The sequence below is a fragment of the Kouleothrix sp. 19917 genome, assembly GCF_057073505.1.
Genome location: NZ_CP097099.1, coordinates 2,522,719 through 2,540,268 on the forward strand (window position 1 = coordinate 2,522,719; position 17,550 = coordinate 2,540,268).

8 protein-coding genes are annotated in these 17,550 nt (G+C 60.4%); all 8 read left to right on the forward strand.

The window, feature by feature from the left end; genetic code table 11:
• The first annotated feature begins 214 nt into the window (after positions 1–214).
• The 8 genes from M1P90_RS10330 to M1P90_RS10365 all read left to right on the forward strand — a co-directional run bounded on the left by M1P90_RS10330 (position 215) and on the right by M1P90_RS10365 (position 17,548).
• Entirely contained in the window at positions 215–934 is a 720-nt protein-coding gene (locus tag M1P90_RS10330) for an REP-associated tyrosine transposase (protein ID WP_483702535.1), read from the forward strand.
• Between the two features lie 313 nt (positions 935–1,247).
• Entirely contained in the window at positions 1,248–1,421 is a 174-nt protein-coding gene (locus M1P90_RS10335) for a hypothetical protein (RefSeq protein ID WP_483702536.1), read from the forward strand.
• Between the two features lie 139 nt (positions 1,422–1,560).
• Positions 1,561–4,935 (forward strand): site-specific DNA-methyltransferase, encoded by a 3,375-nt coding sequence (locus M1P90_RS10340; RefSeq protein ID WP_483702537.1) that lies wholly within the window; start codon positions 1,561–1,563, stop codon positions 4,933–4,935.
• A 1,199-nt stretch (positions 4,936–6,134) separates the two neighbouring features.
• Positions 6,135–7,598, forward strand: coding sequence for a hypothetical protein (locus M1P90_RS10345; RefSeq protein WP_483702538.1), 1,464 nt, complete (start codon positions 6,135–6,137; stop codon positions 7,596–7,598).
• A gap of 743 nt (positions 7,599–8,341) precedes the next feature.
• Positions 8,342–10,435, forward strand: a complete 2,094-nt coding sequence (locus M1P90_RS10350; RefSeq protein WP_483702539.1) for a UvrD-helicase domain-containing protein — start codon at positions 8,342–8,344, stop codon at positions 10,433–10,435.
• Between the two features lie 672 nt (positions 10,436–11,107).
• Positions 11,108–12,334, forward strand: a complete 1,227-nt coding sequence (locus M1P90_RS10355; protein ID WP_483702540.1) for a DUF6361 family protein — start codon at positions 11,108–11,110, stop codon at positions 12,332–12,334.
• Entirely contained in the window at positions 12,327–14,186 is a 1,860-nt protein-coding gene (locus M1P90_RS10360; protein ID WP_483702541.1) for a phospholipase D family protein, read from the forward strand. Before M1P90_RS10355 ends, M1P90_RS10360 begins: the two co-directional genes overlap by 8 nt.
• Positions 14,183–17,548 (forward strand): helicase-related protein, encoded by a 3,366-nt coding sequence (locus M1P90_RS10365; protein ID WP_483702542.1) that lies wholly within the window; start codon positions 14,183–14,185, stop codon positions 17,546–17,548. The genes M1P90_RS10360 and M1P90_RS10365 overlap by 4 nt, the downstream gene beginning before the upstream one ends.
• Positions 17,549–17,550 lie beyond the last annotated feature (2 nt).

Here is a 17,550-nt window from a genome sequence, read left to right on the forward strand (position 1 = left end):
GCGCAACGCCAATGTTTGCGGCAAACGAAAATCTGTAGGCGCGGTTTTCAACCGCGCAACGCCAATGTTTGCGGCAAACGATAAAACACAAGCGCGGCTACAAGCCGCGCCTACGCCGGGCAAATGATCATTTGTCGTTTTCAACCGCGCAACGCCAATGTTTGCGGCAAACGAAAATCTGTAGGCGCGGTTTTCAACCGCGCAACGCCAATGTTTGCGGCAAACGATAAAACACAAGCGCGGCTACAAGCCGCGCCTACGCCGGGCAAATGATCATTTGTCGTTTTCAACCGCGCAACGCCAATGTTTGCGGCAAACGAAAATCTGTAGGCGCGGTTTTCAACCGCGCAACGCCAATGTTTGCGGCAAACGAAAATCTGTAGGCGCGGTTTTCAACCGCGCAACGCCTATGACCATTCGTCGCTATTATGTACCAGATGCAATTGTATTCATCACACAAGTGGTGGAACATCGCACGCCGGTCTTTCACGAGGAGCGATGCGTCGAATTATTGCGAACTGTTCTGAACAATGTAAAATCGCTTCATCCTTTTGTGATGCTCGGATATGTCTTCTTACCTGATCATTTTCATATATTGATTCGCCCGACGGGGCAGAGCAATTTTAGCGACATCATGCACTCGCTCAAGCCAAATTTCACCAAGCAATACAAGCAGATGATCGGCGTTTCAGGGCGAATGGTGTTTTGGCAAAAGCGCTTCTGGGACCACGTCATCCGTGATGAGCAGGATTTGCAACGACATCTCGACTACATTCATTTCAACCCGGTACGGCATCATCTTGTGCAACGGCCCGACGATTGGCCGCACAGCAGTTTTCATCAGTGGCGCGAAAAGGGCGCGTACGCAGATGGCTGGGGATGCGATGAGCCGGATACAATTGCGGGCTATGAATGGCCATCTCCCGAGACGTGATGTTGGCGATGTCATGCTCCCAACCGTCGGCGCGGTTTTGAACCGCGCAATCATGAACCGTCGGCGCGGTTTTGAACCGCGCAATCATGAAAACGTCGGCGCGGTTTTGAACCGCGCAATCATGAAAACGTAGGCGCGGTTTTGAACCGCGCAATCATGAAAACGTCGGCGCGGTTTTGAACCGCGCAATCATGAAAACGTCGGCGCGGTTTTGAACCGCGCAATCATGAACCGTCGGCGCGGTTTTGAACCGCGCAATCATGAACCGTAGGCGCGGTTTTCAACCGCGCAATCATGAACCGTAGGCGCGGTTTTGAACCGCGCAATCATGAACCGTGGCGCGGTTTTGAACCGCGCAATCATGAACCGTGGCGCGGTTTTGAACCGCGCAATCATGAAACGTCGGCGCGGTTTTGAACCGCGCAATCATGAAAACGTCGGCGCGGTTTTGAACCGCGCAATCATAAAAACGTCGGCGCGGTTTTGAACCGCGCAATCATAAAAACGTAGGCGCGGTTTTGAACCGCGCAATCATGAAAACGTCGGCGCGGTTTTGAACCGCGCAACCATGAAAACGTAGGCGCGGTTTTCAACCGCGCAACCTGATACAACAAGGAACCCACGCCATGCCACCACGCACACCCAAGCAACCCCTCAGCGTTGAGGCGCTCAAGCACGCCAGCGACCGCCGCACCAATATTCCCACCGCCGAGTTCGAATCGGTCATGGACGACGCCGACCGTGCGCCCGTCCACGTGGCCTACGAGCGCCGCAACCGCGACCTCGACCCGCAACTGGTGTGGCGCGGCAAGGACGAGCAGGATTGGAGCGACCTGGTGGTGCCCGCGCCGCCGCTCTACATCCAGGAGAAAATCCACCCCAAGGTGCTCGTGGACGAGTTGCGCCGCCAGAGCCAGGAGCGCGCCGATGCCGCCGCGCCCGCCATGCAGCTCGACCTGTTCGCCGATTTCAATGGCGTCGCCGACACGGCTACGGCCACCGAGTTCTACAAGCACGACGCCAACTGGACCAACCGCATGATTCTGGGCGATTCGCTCCAGGTGATGGCCTCGCTGGCCGAGCGCGAAGGGCTGCGCGGCAAGGTGCAGTGCATCTACATCGACCCGCCTTATGGCATCAAGTTCAACTCCAACTTCCAGTGGAGCACCACCAGCCGCGATGTCAAAGACGGCAACCGCGAACATATTACCCGCGAGCCAGAGCAGGTCCGAGCCTTCCGCGACACCTGGCGCGACGGCATCCATTCCTACCTGACGTATCTGCGCGACCGGCTGACCGTTGCCCGCGACCTGTTGACCGACAGCGGCTCGATCTTCGTGCAAATCGGCGATGAGAATGTGCATCGCGTGCGGGCGGTGATGGACGAGGTGTTTGGAGAAGAAAACTTTGTATCACTTATTCCTTTCAAAAAAACCACGGGTGCCGGTAGTCCATCAGGTGGGACCGAAGTTCTTGCATCAATCAGCGACTATCTAGTTTGGTTTGCAAAGCGTAAAGACACCCTTAAGTACAGACAAATGTATCGGGGAAAAGAAGTAGGTGGTGAAGGTGGTGGTCAGTATTCTTTCATTGAAGAACCTGATGGCTCACGTCGTCGTGCTTCTAAGGAAGAGCTTCTTTCCTTAGGACCTAATATTCGTGTATTTCGTGGAGATCAACTTACTTCGCAAAGTTCTGGTGGCCCTCAATTCTTCTCATTTATACTCAATGGCCGTGAATTTGCACCAAAGAAAAGCGGCTGGAAAACAACTCAAACTGGAATGAGACGCCTTCTTCAAGGGAACCGAGTCATAGCAATTGGTAATACGCCATCTTACGTTCGCTATATTAATGATTTTCCAGCTATTCCATTGAATAATACCTGGGAAGATACTGTAACCTCCGGTTTTGGAACTGAAAAGGTTTATGTTGTTCAGACGAATGTTCGCGTAATAGAGCGCTGCCTCCTAATGACCACCGACCCCGGCGACCTGGTGCTCGATCCGACCTGCGGCAGCGGCACCACCGCCTACGTGGCGGAGCAATGGGGCCGACGCTGGATCACCATTGACACCTCGCGGGTGGCGCTGGCGCTGGCGCGGGCGCGGATCATGGGCGCGCGCTACCCCTACTACCTGCTCCAAGATTCAAAGGCCGGCCAGCAGAAGGAAGCCGACGTTACCCGCAGCGCGCCGTCATCCGCCGCAACCTACGGCAACATCCGCCACGGCTTTGTCTACGAGCGCGTGCCGCACATCACGCTCAAAAGCATCGCCAACAACGCCGAGATCGACGTGATCTGGGATAAGTGGCAGGCGACGCTGGAGCCGCTGCGGGCGCAATTGAACGCCGCGCTCGGTAAAACGTGGGAAGAATGGGAAATCCCGCGCGAATTGCCCGCCGCAACGACGAACGATGCGCGGTTGAAAACCGCGCCTACGGGTGACGGGGGCACATCCGACGATGCGCGCTTGAGAACCGCGCCTACGGCTGGCGGGGGCACATCCGACGATGCGCGCTTGAAAACCGCGCCTACGGCTGGCGGGGGCACATCCGACGATGCGCGGTTGAAAACCGCGCCTACGGGTGGCGGGGGCGCATCCGACGATGCGCGGTTGAAAACCGCGCCTACGGCTGGCGGGGGCACATCCGACGATGCGCGGTTGAGAACCGCGCCTACGGGTGACGGGGGCACATCCGGCGATGCGCGGTTGAAACCCGCGCCTACGGGTGACGGGGGCACATCCGACGATGCGCGCTTGAAAACCGCGCCTACGGGTGACGGTGGCACATCCGACGATGCGCGCTTGAAAACCGCGCCTACGGGTGACGGGGGCGCATCCGACGATGCGCGGTTGAAAACCGCGCCTACGGGTGACGAGGGCACATCCGGCGATGCGCGGTTGAAAACCGCGCCTACGGGTGACGGGGGTACATCCGGCGATGCGCGCTTGAAAACCGCGCCTACGGGTGAGGCGATCACACTGCATCGGCAATGGTGGGATGCGCGCATCGCCCGCCAGCGCGAGATCGACGCCTCGATTGCCGCCAAGGCCGAGTTCGAATACCTGTACGACAAGCCCTACGACGACCGGGGCATCGTGCGCGTGGCCGGGCCGTTCACCGTGGAAAGCCTGTCGCCGCACCGCATTCTGGCGGTCGATGAACACGACGAACTCATTCCGCACGAGCGCTTCATCAACGAAGGCAAAACCAGCTACGGCGACGGCCAGGACTTCACCACGATGATTCTGGACAACCTCAAAACCGCTGGCGTGCAGCAGGCCCACAAAGAAGATCGCATCAGCTTCACCGCGCTGGAAGGCTGGCCGGGTAAATACATCTGCGCCGAAGGCCGCTACCAGGAAGGCGACAACAACCGAGAGCGCCGCGCCGGCATCTTCGTCGGCCCGGAGTTTGGCACCGTGCCCCGCGCCGACCTGGTCGCCGCCGCCCGCGAGGCTGGCGACGCTGGCTTCGACGTGTTAATAGCCTGCGCCTTCAACTACGACGCGCACGCCGCCGAGTTCGAGAAGCTGGGCCGTGTGCCGGTGCTCAAAGCGCGCATGAACGCCGACCTGCACATGGGCGACACGCTGAAAAACACCGGCGCTGGCAACCTGTTCGTGATCTTCGGCGAACCCGACATCGCGATCCAACCGGCGAGCGACGGGCAGGTGCAGGTCAAACTGCGCGGCGTGGACGTGTTCCGCCCACAGTCGGGCGAGGTCACATCGAGCGGGCCGGACGAAATCGCCTGCTGGTTCATCGACACCGATTACAACGAAGAAAGCTTCTTCGTGCGGCAGGCCTACTTCCTCGGCGCGAACGACCCGTACAAGGCGCTGAAAACCACGCTCAAAGCCGAGATCGACGAAGAAGCCTGGGCCAGCCTCTACGGCGACACCTCGCGCCCGTTCAGCAAGCCATCGTCGGGCCGCATCGCTGTCAAGGTCATCAACCACCTGGGCGACGAAGTGATGAAAGTGTTTAGCGTATAGGCGCGGCAGACGTGCCACGCAACGGTTTGCAAAAACGCAAGATGCGCGGTTCAAAACCGCGCCTACGCGCAAACGCGGGGCATATGTAGGCGCGGCATCGTGCCGCGCAATGGTCGGGCACAAACGAGGAATGCGCGGTTGAAAACCGCGCCTACGCGCAAACGCGGGGCATATGTAGGCGCGGCATCGTGCCGCGCAATGGGCGGAGTATTGCAGGCGCGGCATCGTGCCGGGCAACGGTTTGCAAAAACGCAAGATGCGCGGTTCAAAACCGCGCCTACGCGCAAACGCGGGGCATATGTAGGCGCGGCATGGTGCCGCGCAATTGGCGGAATATTGCAGGCGCAGCACCGTGCCGGGCAACGGTTTGCAAAAACGCAAGATGCGCGGTTCAAAACCGCGCCTACGCGCAAACGCGGGTGACGTAGGCGCGGCATCCTGCCGCGCAATTGGCGGAGTATTGCAGGCGCAGCACCGTGCCGGGCAACGGTTTGCAAAAACGCAAGATGCGCGGTTGAAAACCGCGCCTACGCGCAAACGCGGGGCATATGTAGGCGCGGCATCGTGCCGCGCAATGGGCGGAGTATTGCAGGCGCGGCATGGTGCCGGGCAACGGTCGGGCACAAACGAGGAATGCGCGGTTGAAAACCGCGCCTACGCGCAAACGCGGGGCATATGTAGGCGCGGCATCCTGCCGCGCAATGGGCGGAGTATTGCAGGCGCAGCACCGTGCCGCGCAAATGGCCCGCGTGCGCCGTCGCCGTGAACGGCTCGGCTCCACGAACGAAGGCCGCCTGCGCGGCCTGCATGCGACACGATTAGCCCGCGCAGGCGGGCTTGGTACACCGGAGCCCGCGCGTTCACGCGCCGGGCAAGCCAAACGCGGGTCATATGTCGGCGCGGCATCGTGCCGCGCAACGAGCGGTCGGGCACCACCAAACACAGCGAAGATGTCGGCGCGGCATCGTGCCGCGCAACGAACGATCGGGCACCACAAAACACAGCGAAGATGTCGGAAAATGCACGGTTGAAAACCGCATCTGCGCCCGAACATGGGAAATTGTACCGCCCGGCCGTACGGAACCAGGAGGTAGACAGGCAAAGGAAACACCGTCGCATTGGCAATGGTCCAACGCTGCCAGCACTGCCAAACACACAGACGACAATGACTACTAACACTGCAACAGAAAGGAACGTGTGTGAACGAGGGTACCATTACCATCCTGGTTACAATACTTGTCGGGTTACTCGCCTTTTTTGGCATTTTCATTCAGCAACAGCAAGGCAAAAAAACTCCTGCCTGGGTGAAAGTCGGAGCTGCTGCATGTTTTCTTAGCCTGCTTGTGTTAGCACTCGTGGCCGTTATGAGAGCCAGTGCGCCGCCGGAAGCCACAGCTAATTCGTCAACATCTCAACCAATAATGTCTGCGTCAGCTATCACTCTACCTGGGGAGACAAGCATCCTTCCATCGGCCACTGTGGAAACCACTGCGCTTCCATCTGCTAATGCTGTAACCGTGGAAACCACTGCGCTTCCATCTGCTAATGCTGTAACCAATGTACCCTTCGTACAAGCAGCAACCGACACGCCACCTGCTACGGTGCCAGCAGCCACCGAAACATCAGCTTCTGCTGCCGAAATTGTGCCCAGTGAAGATATTCCTGGACCAGTTGTCCCAAGTGGATTTCACAGTAAACGGGTCATTGATGGTGAAACACGACCCCGTGATGTCTATACAATTCAAATGAAAGCGGGGCAGCAGGCGAAAATCCTGGTGAAATCGAGCTACGAGGCATTTGTTGCTTTTGCTGTGCCGGGGAAGAGTTCATTTGATGGGCAAGGAAATGAACTGTGCCGTTACTCAACAACCTGCGACAAAAGTTTTTTCGCAGCCGTCGATGGTGAATACCATATAGCCGTATCCACTCGCCAGCCAAGTATTTCATATGATTTTTCGGTGGTTGTTCTGGATAAAATCACAATGTCGGAACGAAGCGACGACATCCCTGGCAGCGCGCTACCACCTTCAGGCAAAGTTGAGTCGGTTATCGATGCAAACACGAAGAAGCGCGATGTCTATTCCATCCAGATGAAAGCAGGGCAGCAGGCGAAAATCCTGGTAAAATCGAGCTACGAGGCATTTGTTGCTTTTGCTGTGCCGGGGAAGAGTTCATTTGATGGGCAAGGAAATGAACTTTGCCGTTACTCAACAACCTGCGACAAAAGCTTTTTCGCAGCCGTCGATGGCGAATATTACATTGCTATATCCACTCGCCAGCCAAGTATCGCCTACAATTTATCAGTTATCGTATCTGATAGCATCACAATGTCGGATCGTGGTGAGGATATCCCAGGCGCCGTACTTCCAGCTTCGGGCAGGGTCGAGTCGGTTATTGATGCAGACACCAAAAAGCGCGATGTTTATTCCATTCAGATGAAAGCAGGGCAGGAAGCCAAAATTCTCGTTAAGTCGAGCTATGAGGCATTTATAACATTTGCTGGGCCGGGCACAAGCTCGTTTGATGGGCAGGGCAATGATCTGTGCCGCTACTCAACGACGTGCGAAAAAAGTTTTCGCGCAGCGGTTGACGGAGAGTATTACATAGCGGTATCCACTCGCCAACCAAGCATCAGCTATAAACTCATTGTCTCAGTCAATTAAGCCAGGTACCGTATGCGCATCGGCACAAACACAGTATCACATAGTCGCAGCATCGTGCCGCGCAACGATCGGTCGGGCACGGCCGAACATAGCGAAGGCGCGGCATCGTGCCGCGCAAACGTGGGACAGCCCGCGCGTTTATGCATTGGGCGTGCAACCGAAAATGCGCGGTTGAAAACCGCGCCTACGCCCGAACCTGGGAAATGTAGACGCGGCATCGTGCCGCGCAAACGTGGGACAGCCCGCGCGTTTATGCATTGGGCGTGCAACCGAAAATGCGCTTGAAAACCGCGCCTACGCCCGAACCTGGGAAATGTAGACGCGGCATCGTGCCGCGCAACGGTCGGTCGGGCACGGAATATTGTAGGCGCGGCATCGTGCCGCGCAACGGTCGGGCACAAATGAGGAATGCGCGGTTGAAAACCGCGCCTACGCGCAAACGCGGGGCATATGTAGGCGCGGCATGGTGCCGCGCAACGATCGGTCGGGCACGGCCGAACATAGCGAAGGCGCGGCATCGTGCCGCGCAAACATGGGACAGCCCGCGCGTTTATGCATTGGGCGTGCAACCGAAAATGCGCGGTTGAAAACCGCGCCTACGCCCGAACCTGGGAAATGTAGGCGCGGCATCGTGCCGCGCAACGGTCGGGCACAAACGAGGAATGCGCGGTTGAAAACCGCGCCGACGCCCGCACACGGAATATTGTAGGCGCGGCATCGTGCCCCGCAAACATGGGAACACTATGGAATTCCTCATATCCGATACCTTCACCGACAGCCTGACACGCCTGACGAGCCAGGAGCAGAAGGCCGTCAAAACCACCGCCTTCGATATGCAGGTCAACCCGGCGCACCCAAGCCTGCAATTTCATCGCATCGACAAATCCAAAGACCCCAACTTTTGGTCGTTGCGGGTGAGCAGCGATATTCGCATCATCGTACACAAAACCGATGCCAGCCTGATGCTCTGCTACGTCGATCACCACGACGCTGCCTACATCTGGGCTACTCGCCGCAAGATCGAGCGCCACCCGCGCACCGGCGCCGCCCAGCTCGTCGAGATCCGTGAGCGCGTCGAAGAATTAGTAACTGTTGTTCCCATCCCACACGACACAGTTGCCCCGCCCCGGCCGCGCCTGTTCGCCGCCATCAGCGACGATGCCCTGCTTGGCTACGGCGTGCCTGCCGAGTGGCTGAATGATGTGCGCAACGCCACCGAAAACAGCCTGTTCGACGTGGTTGAGCACCTGCCCCAGGAAGCTGCGGAAGCCCTGCTGGAGCTTGCAACGGGCGGAACCCCCTATGTGGCTGCCCCCGCGCCGGCCGACAGTGACCCGTTCCAGCACCCCGATGCGCTGCGCCGCTTCCGCGTGCTGCAAAACGTCGAAGAGCTGGAGCGCGCGCTCGAATACCCCTGGGAAAAATGGAGCGTCTTCCTGCACCCTGCCCAGCGCCACCTGATCGAGCGCGCCTACGGCGGCCCGGCGCGCATCTCTGGCTCGGCTGGCACCGGCAAAACCATTGTCGCGCTGCACCGCGCCGTCTTCCTGGCCCGCGAAAACCCGCAAGCAACCGTGGTGCTGCTCACCTTCTCCGACGCGCTGGCCAACGCCCTCAACCACAAGCTCATGCGCCTGGTTGGCAACGAGCCAGACGTGCGCGAGCGCATCCAGATCTACGCCACTCGCGAGTTTGCCGCCGATTTGTATAGCGCCAGCTTTGGCCAACCCAAACTCATAGCACCCGAACAATTGACCACGCTGATCGTCCAGGCGGCGCAGCAGGCCGCAGGCGCTCGCTTTGGCAACGCGTTTCTGCTTGAAGAATGGAATGAGATCGTCGATGCGTGGCAGATCGAACGCTGGGAGCAGTACCGCGACGTGCCGCGCCTTGGCCGCAAGACTCGCGTCGGCGGCAAGCAGCGCGAAACGCTCTGGGCTATCTTTCAAGAGGTTCAGCATCTGCTGGCCGAGCAGCAGCTTCTTACCTGGCCCATGCTCCTGCGCCGCACTGCCGAAAGCCTCGTGCAACGCGGCGAAAAGCCTTTCGATTTTGCTATCGTCGACGAAGCGCAAGACCTCAAGGTTGCCGAACTGCGCTTTCTTGCCAACCTCAGCGCCGGGCAGCCCGATGCCCTGTTCTTCACTGGTGACTTGGGGCAGCGTATTTTCCAGCAGCCCTTTCCCTGGCGCGTGCTTGGCGTCGATATTCGCGGCCGCTCGCATACGCTCACAATCAACTACCGCACCAGCCACCAGATCCGCGAACAGGCCGATCGCCTGCTGCCCACCACCATCGCCGATGTCGATGGCAACGCCGAACAGCGGCGCGGCACTATCTCGATCTTCAACGGCCCGGCCCCGCAGATCCGCACTTTCCCAACCATCACCGCCGAAACGGGCGCCGTTGGCGCGTGGCTGGCCGAGCGCCTGGCCGAAGGGATTCAGCCCGCCGAAATCGGCGTGTTTGTACGCTCAGCCGAGCAACTACCGCGTGCACTCGAAGCCATCCGCCATGCGGGCGCTACCCCGGCCCAGCTCGATACTCAGGTGCTGCCTGGCGCCGGCAGCATCGCCGCAAGCACCATGCACCTTGCCAAAGGGCTCGAATTTCGCGCTGTCGCCGTAATCGCCTGCGACGACGAAGTCATTCCTCTTCAGGCGCGCATCGAAAGCGTTACCGACGAATCCGATCTTGCCGAAGTCTACACGACCGAGCGCCACCTGCTCTATGTTGCATGCACCCGTGCCCGCGATCACCTGCTTGTCAGCGGCGTCGAACCAGCCTCCGAATTCCTTGACGACCTGGCTGCGCCGCGAGGGCGTTCGCAATCATAACAAACGATGCGATGAGCAAAGCACCGGCCAACCTTTGTCCTTCGCACAAAAACGTGGTGACGCAGTGGCCGGCCCATGATCATATTTTACAATTCAACCCGGGCAGCCCACGCAGGCGGGCTTTGCCGCAACCGAGCCCGCTGCTTTAGCGGCTGGGCGCAATATGGGGCCGGGTTATGAGGCTTTATGGTCATGAACAAACCAACCCGGGCAGCCCGCGCAGGCGGGCTTCGCCGCAAGCTAGCCCGCCTGTTCACGGGCCGGGCGCAGGCGGGCTTCGCCGCAACCGAGCCCGCTGCTTTAGCGGCCGGGCGCAATATGGGGCCGGATTATTTTGTAATGGTCATGAACAAACCAACCCAGACAGCCCGCGCAGGCGGGCTTCGCCGCAACCTAGCCCGCCCGTTCACGGGCCGGGCGCAGGCGGGCTTTGCCGCAACCGAGCCCGCTGCTTTAGCGGCCGGGCGCAATATAGCGGCCGGATTATTTTGTAATGGTCATGAACAAACCAACCCGGGCAGCCCGCGCAGGCGGGCTTTGCCGCAAGCTAGCCCGCCTGTTCACGGGCCGGGCGCAGACGGGCTTCGCCGCAAGCTAGCCCGCTGCTTTAGTGGCTGGGCAAAAGCAGCTGCAACGCACACAAATACCCGCCCTTCTACAATGAGGTAGCCCATGCCATCAACGTTTACCTGGCTCGATTACTCCGAGGCCGAGCGCCGCAAGATGCTCGATGTGATCGCCGTCTTCCGCGAAAAGGACACCCGCGACGAGCTGGGCATCGGCAGCGTGCGCGATGCCTTCGCCGATACCTTCTTCCCCGGCACCAGCACCATCCAGACCCGCGCGCGCTATTTCCTGTTTGTGCCCTGGATGTATCGCCTGCTCGAACAGCGCAAAGTGCGCTCGGCCGAGGTGGCGCGCGTCGGCCGCCAGTTCGAGATCGATCTGATCAGCGGCCTGATCGCCGGTGGCGAAAGCCAGGGCGTGATCGGCGAGCGCGCCCGCGCCACGCTCCAGCGCCTGCCCAGCAATGTCTACTGGCTGGGCCTGAGAGTGTGGGGCCTGCGCTTCTTCCCTGGCTCGCAGGATCAGTATCATCGCTCGCTCGATCGCTTCTACGCTGCCTCGGGCATTCGGCGCAACGCGCGCACCGTCGAAGACGACGCGCCCGACGAAGCAACTGCCGCCAACTGGCACCCGCAGCTGCCGCCTGTGCCGGCGGGCTTTCCCTCCAGTGTTAGCTTCGCCCTTACGCCCGCTGAAGCCGAATATCTGGCCGAGCGCATCACAATCAGCGTGCCCCACTCGCTGCTGCGCTACCTGATCGACGCCGGCTACGATGCGCCGCCAGTTCAGTTTGTGTGGGAGCACCCGCACCTGGCCGAGTTCCCGGCCGCGCACCGCGAGCGCATTCTGCATGCGCGCCATTTCTCGGTTGCGATCCACGGCTCGGCCCTGCTGTATAACCTGATGATCGCGGAGCTGCTGAAAGACGCGCCGCGTACCGAAGCGTATCGCGCCAGCCTCCAGGGCTGGGCCGAACGCCTGCATGCCATGCGCGCCGATCTGGCAGCCTGGGATCGCCGGCGCTTCTGGGAGATTGCCATGGCTGGCGGCGCGATCGCCCTGCCAACCCGTCGCTTTGTGGATACCTGGCTCGACTTTGCCTGCGCCTCAGGCGAAGAATCCAGGGCTGCCGACCACCCGGCCATGCGCGTGCTGATCTACGAACGCGAGCGCCAGCTTAAGGGCCAGCAGGCCCGGCTGGGAAATCATCGCGCCCGCGAAAACTGGCAGGGCGCATCTGGCACCGGCCAGATCGACTACCGCTGGGCGCGCGCCCAGCAGCTCATCGCCGACCTGCAATCCGCGCTTCAGCCGAGGAACGCCAATGCTTGATCCCAACAGCCGCCGCCACCTGATCGACGCGCTGCGCCCGCCTGCCGGCTTCCAGCTCGATTATGCCGTTGGCACCACCTACTCGCTCGACCTGGTTGCGATGCTGACCGCGCCACTGGCCTTTACCTTCTTCGACTGGGAGGCCGACGGCGCGCAGGGCCGGCCCACCGCCGACCCGCTCGCCCTGCTGGAGGCGCTGCGCCGCCACGCCGACCGCATCACGATCTTTTGCGAGGCGGGCCGCATCGCCATCCCCGGCGACACGCAGCAGCTCTTCGCCTACCTCGAAGACTCGGTGATCGAAGCGCGCGCGCCGGGCGGTGGCGCGTTCCACCCCAAGCTCTGGGTGCTGCGCTTCGCCGGAGCCGAGGATGCGATTATCTACCGGGTGCTGTGCCTCAGTCGCAACCTGACCTTTGATCGGTGCTGGGATAGCGTGCTTGTGCTTGAGGGGGCATTGCCTGCCGCTGGCCCCGCCCTCGCCAGCAACGCGCCGCTGTGCGCCTTTGTGGGCGCGCTGCCCGCCATGAGTGCGCGGCAAAACCTGCCCGTGGCGCTCGAACAGCGCATTGCCCAAATGGTTGGCGAACTCGCGCGCGTGGAGTTCGATCTGCCGCCCGGGTTTCAGGCGCTGGCCTTTCATCCACTCGGCATCCCTGGCGTGGCGCAGTGGCCTTTTGGCAAACACTACGACCGAATGCTGGTCATCTCGCCCTTTGTGAGCGCGGGCCGCCTGCACCAGCTTGGGCAGCTTGGCAGCAAGAACATCCTGGTTGCGCGCCTGGAAGAGCTGCAATCACTCAGCCCGACCGCGCTCCAGCCCTACCTGCGCGTGCTGACACTAAATCCCGACGCCAATCCCGAAGACACCGACGAGGCCGCCGACGACTCGATAGAAAGCGCGCTTGTGGGTCTGCACGCCAAGCTCTACGTTGCCGACGATGGCGAAAACGCGCATATCTGGACTGGTTCGGCCAATGCCACGCATGCCGCCTTTACGGCAAACGTCGAATTTCTGACGCAACTGACTGGCCCGCGCCGCCTGTGCGGTGTGGATGCCGTGCTCGGCGAAGATCGCGAGGGTGGGCCAGCCGGCCTGATCGCCCTGCTCCAGCCCTTTGACACATCGCAGCCAGCAACGCCGCCCGATCCTGTGCAGCAAGAGCTTGACGCCATGGTTGAACAGGCCCGCCGTGAACTCGCCCAGCTTGCGCTCACGGCGCATGTCACCCCTGGCGAAGACGACGCCCAGTTCGATCTTGTGCTTCGCAGCGACACCGCACAGCGATTGGCGCTCCCTGCCGAAATAGCGGTCAGGTGCTGGCCGATCACACTCGCGCCGGCGAACGCACATCCCTTGCAGCCCGACTCTGCCGATCTTGTTTCGTTTCGCAACCTCTCGTTTGAAGCGCTGACCTCGTTTTACGCAATGGCAGTCGAAGCAGTGCGTGGCTCGGTAAAAAGCCGCTGCGCGTTTGTGCTCAACGTGCCACTGCTTGGTGCGCCAGAAAACCGCCGCGAGCGCATCCTGCGTTCGCTGCTGCAAAGCCGCGACCAGGTGCTGCGCTTTCTGCTGCTGCTGCTTGCCGACGACAGCGAAACACTTTCCGGGCTTGTTGCGGCCACACGCAAGTCGCAGGTGGCCGCCAGCACAGACAACGCTGGCCTGCTGGGCATCCCTTTGTTTGAGGCGCTGGTGCGCGCGCTCGATCGCGACCCGGCCAAGCTCGAACATATTGCGCGCATTGTCGACGACTTGCGCAAAACACCCGAAGGCCAGCAACTTCTTCCCGAAACATTCGACTCGATCTGGGCACCGATCCAGGCAGCATACGTGGGAGCACAGCAATGAGCGCTACTGCACAGCGGCCCGACCTACACGCCATTCTGGGTGGGCTGAAGGATTTTCAGCGCGACACAGTCGACTACGTCTTTCGGCGCATGTACACCGACCCCGACCAGACCCGGCGCTTCCTGATTGCCGACGAAGTTGGCCTGGGCAAAACCCTGGTGGCGCGCGGGCTGATCGCGCACGCCCTGAACCACCTGTGGGATGACGTGGAGCGGCTCGATATTGTCTACATCTGCTCAAACGCCGACATTGCGCGGCAAAACATCAACCGGCTCAACATCACCGGCCAGCAGGATTTCTCGCTGGCCTCGCGCATCACGCTGCTGCCAATCACGCTGCATTCGCTTGCCAAGAATAAAGTCAACTTTGTTTCGTTCACACCCGGCACCTCATTTAATCTGGGTGGCACGCTGGGGCTTGGGCAAGAGCGTATTCTCTTGTACTGGATGCTCCAGCACGCCTGGCAGTTCGATACAGCCCACACCGGGCCGTACAACCTGCTGCAAGGCAGCATGGGCATGCAGCGATTTCGCGATCAGGTTCGTGCGTTTCCCCGGCGCACCATCGATCGCGACCTCAACGAGCATTTTGCGGGCGAGCTGGCTCAGCGCGAGGCGAGCATGCAGCTGCGCGCCCGCTTTGACGATCTGCGCGAACGCTTTCGCCGCACCCGCGACAACATTCCGCGCCAGGACAGCCGGGAGCGCGCGCGCCTGGTTGGCGATCTGCGCGAAGTGCTGGCTGAAGTGTGCCTTTCCGCGCTTGAACCCGACCTGATCATTCTTGATGAATTCCAGCGCTTCAAGCATCTGCTTGAACAGAACGACAGCGACGTTAACCAGCTCGCGCACCAGCTGTTCAACTATGCCGATCACACTAGCGCGGCGCGGGTTATTTTGCTTTCGGCCACGCCCTACAAAATGTATACGCTTACGTATGACCAGGAGCAGGGCGACGACCACCACGAAGATTTCGTCCGCACCCTGCGCTTTTTGCAACCCGCCCAGGCCGATGCATTCGAGCGCCTGGTAAAAGCATACCGCCGCGAGTTGTTCCGCCTTGGTCAGGGCAATGATGCCCAGGTGCAGGCGATCAAAGACGAGCTTGAGCAGTGTCTGCGCAAAGTCATGGTGCGCACCGAACGCCTGTCAACATCAGCCGACCGCGATGGCATGCTGCACGAAGTACGTGGCCGCTCGGCGCAGCTCGCCGCAGAAGATCTCCAGTCGTATCTCGCCTACCAGCGCATCGCGCGCGTACTTGACCACGCCGATGTCATGGAATACTGGAAATCGTCGCCCTATCTGCTGAACTTCATGGACGATTACCAGCTCAAGCTGGCCTTCAAGCGCGCCCAGATCGAACACAGTGCCGACCTGGCCGGGGCATTAGCCAGCTCCGAGAGTGCTTTACTGCCCTGGGACGACATCCAGGCGTACCGCAAGGTCGATCCTGGCAATGCACGGCTACGCAGCCTGATGGCTGATGTGATTGATACAAATGCGTGGCGCTTGCTGTGGGTGCCGCCGGCCCTGCCGTACTACCAGCTCGAAGGTCCATTTGCCGAACCGCAGCTGGCGGGCTTTACTAAACGACTGGTATTTTCCTCCTGGAAACTGGTGCCAAAGGTTGTTGCCACACTCACCAGCTACGAAGCCGAACGCCAGATCATGAGCGCTGCTGATTCTGATGCAGTTAACACCGCCGAAGCGCGCGAAAAGCGCAAAGGGCTGCTGGTCTTCGCAAAATCGGATGAGCGCCTGAGCGGCATGGCAGTGCTTGGCACGCTCTACCCAAGCCTGACACTTGCGCACGACTGCGACCCGCTTGCCGCGACAATCGATCTGCGTCAGCACGGCACCCCCAGCCTTGATACCGTGCTTGAGATTGTGCGCAAGAAGATCGAAACCAAGCTCCAGCCGATACTGCGCAACGCAAAGCCAACCCTGCTCGAAGATCAGGCCTGGTATTGGGCCGCACCCATTCTGCTCGATCTGTACCACCACCCCAAAGCCTCCCGCGAGTGGCTGAAACAAGAAAACCTCGCGCAGATCTGGGCAGGAGCCATTGAAAACATAGAAGACGGCGCTGAAGATCGTACGCAATGGGGCGCGCATGTCGACGAGGCCCGGAAACTGCTCGGGCCACCAAAGCTTGGCCGGCCGCCTGCCGACCTTCTCGACGTGCTTGCGCTGCTTGCGGTTGGCGGGCCGGCTGTGCTGGCATTACGCGCACTTTGGCGCAGTGCTGATCGGCCGGGCCTGCCGCTACCGGCGCGCACGAAAAATGTGCCTGTGCGCAATCACGCCGCGCAGGTCGCCTGGCACTTCCGCTCGCTCTACAACATTCCCGAGGCCGTTGCGCTCATCCGCAGCTTGCCACTGCGTGACATTGGCACCGACTATGCATACTGGCGGCGAGTGCTGGTGTACAATGCAACGGGTTGTTTGCAGGCAGTGCTGGATGAATTCGCCCATGTGCTGCGCGAATCACTCGGGCTGCTCGACGCGCCAGCAGAAACCCTCACCCAGCAGATCGCGAACGTTATTGGCAATACGCTCAGCCTTCGCACCACTGCGCTTGGAGTAGATCGGGTCGATGTTACACCGGAAGGCGACCGGGTTGTGAGCGACTCCATGCGCCTGCGCAGCCACTTTGCCCTGCGGTTTGGCGAAGAAAAGCGCGACGATGGGAAAGGCGAAAACCGCAAAGAGCAGGTTCGCGCAGCATTCAACTCGCCGTTCTGGCCCTTCGTGCTTGCGACCACTTCGGTTGGGCAGGAAGGGCTCGATTTTCATACCTATTGCCATGCGATTGTCCACTGGAATTTGCCGGCAAATCCAGTCGATCTGGAGCAGCGCGAAGGCCGTATTCACCGCTACAAGGGCCATGCGGTGCGGAAAAACCTCGCGGAGCGCTATGGCCTTGCCAGTGTTCTGATGGAGTTCATGGCGGAGGCGCGGAAAAATAAGCAAAGCAAGGTTATTGCAGATGGGCAAGGCATAATTACAGATCCATGGGAAGTGCTCTTCAGGCTGGCACAGCAGCGCCGGCCAGCGCACGAGCTGGATCTTGTGCCATACTGGGTCTTTTCGGGCAGCGCCAAAATCGAACGGCATGTACCGGTGTTACCGCTCAGCCGCGACAACGACCGGCTGGAAGGGCTGCGCCGTTCGCTGGCAGTGTATCGCATGGTCTTTGGCCAAAACCGGCAGGAAGACCTGCTCACCTACTTATTATCCAGCCTGTCGGCAGAGCAGCTTGATGCTATGACCCGTGATCTGTGCATAAATCTTGAGCCACCACACGCGAAGCAGAGCAGTAGCCGCGCCGTGGGCACAGTCGATGGGGAGCGGGAATAGGG

Excerpts from the sequence above, each read along its gene's own strand:
- M1P90_RS10340 (WP_483702537.1), top strand. The coding sequence starts at position 1,561 with ATGCCACCACGCACACCCAAGCAACCCCTCAGCGTTGAGGCGCTCAAG.
- M1P90_RS10350 (WP_483702539.1), top strand. The coding sequence starts at position 8,342 with ATGGAATTCCTCATATCCGATACCTTCACCGACAGCCTGACACGCCTG.
- M1P90_RS10355 (WP_483702540.1), top strand. The coding sequence starts at position 11,108 with ATGCCATCAACGTTTACCTGGCTCGATTACTCCGAGGCCGAGCGCCGC.
- M1P90_RS10360 (WP_483702541.1), top strand. The coding sequence starts at position 12,327 with ATGCTTGATCCCAACAGCCGCCGCCACCTGATCGACGCGCTGCGCCCG.
- M1P90_RS10365 (WP_483702542.1), top strand. The coding sequence starts at position 14,183 with ATGAGCGCTACTGCACAGCGGCCCGACCTACACGCCATTCTGGGTGGG.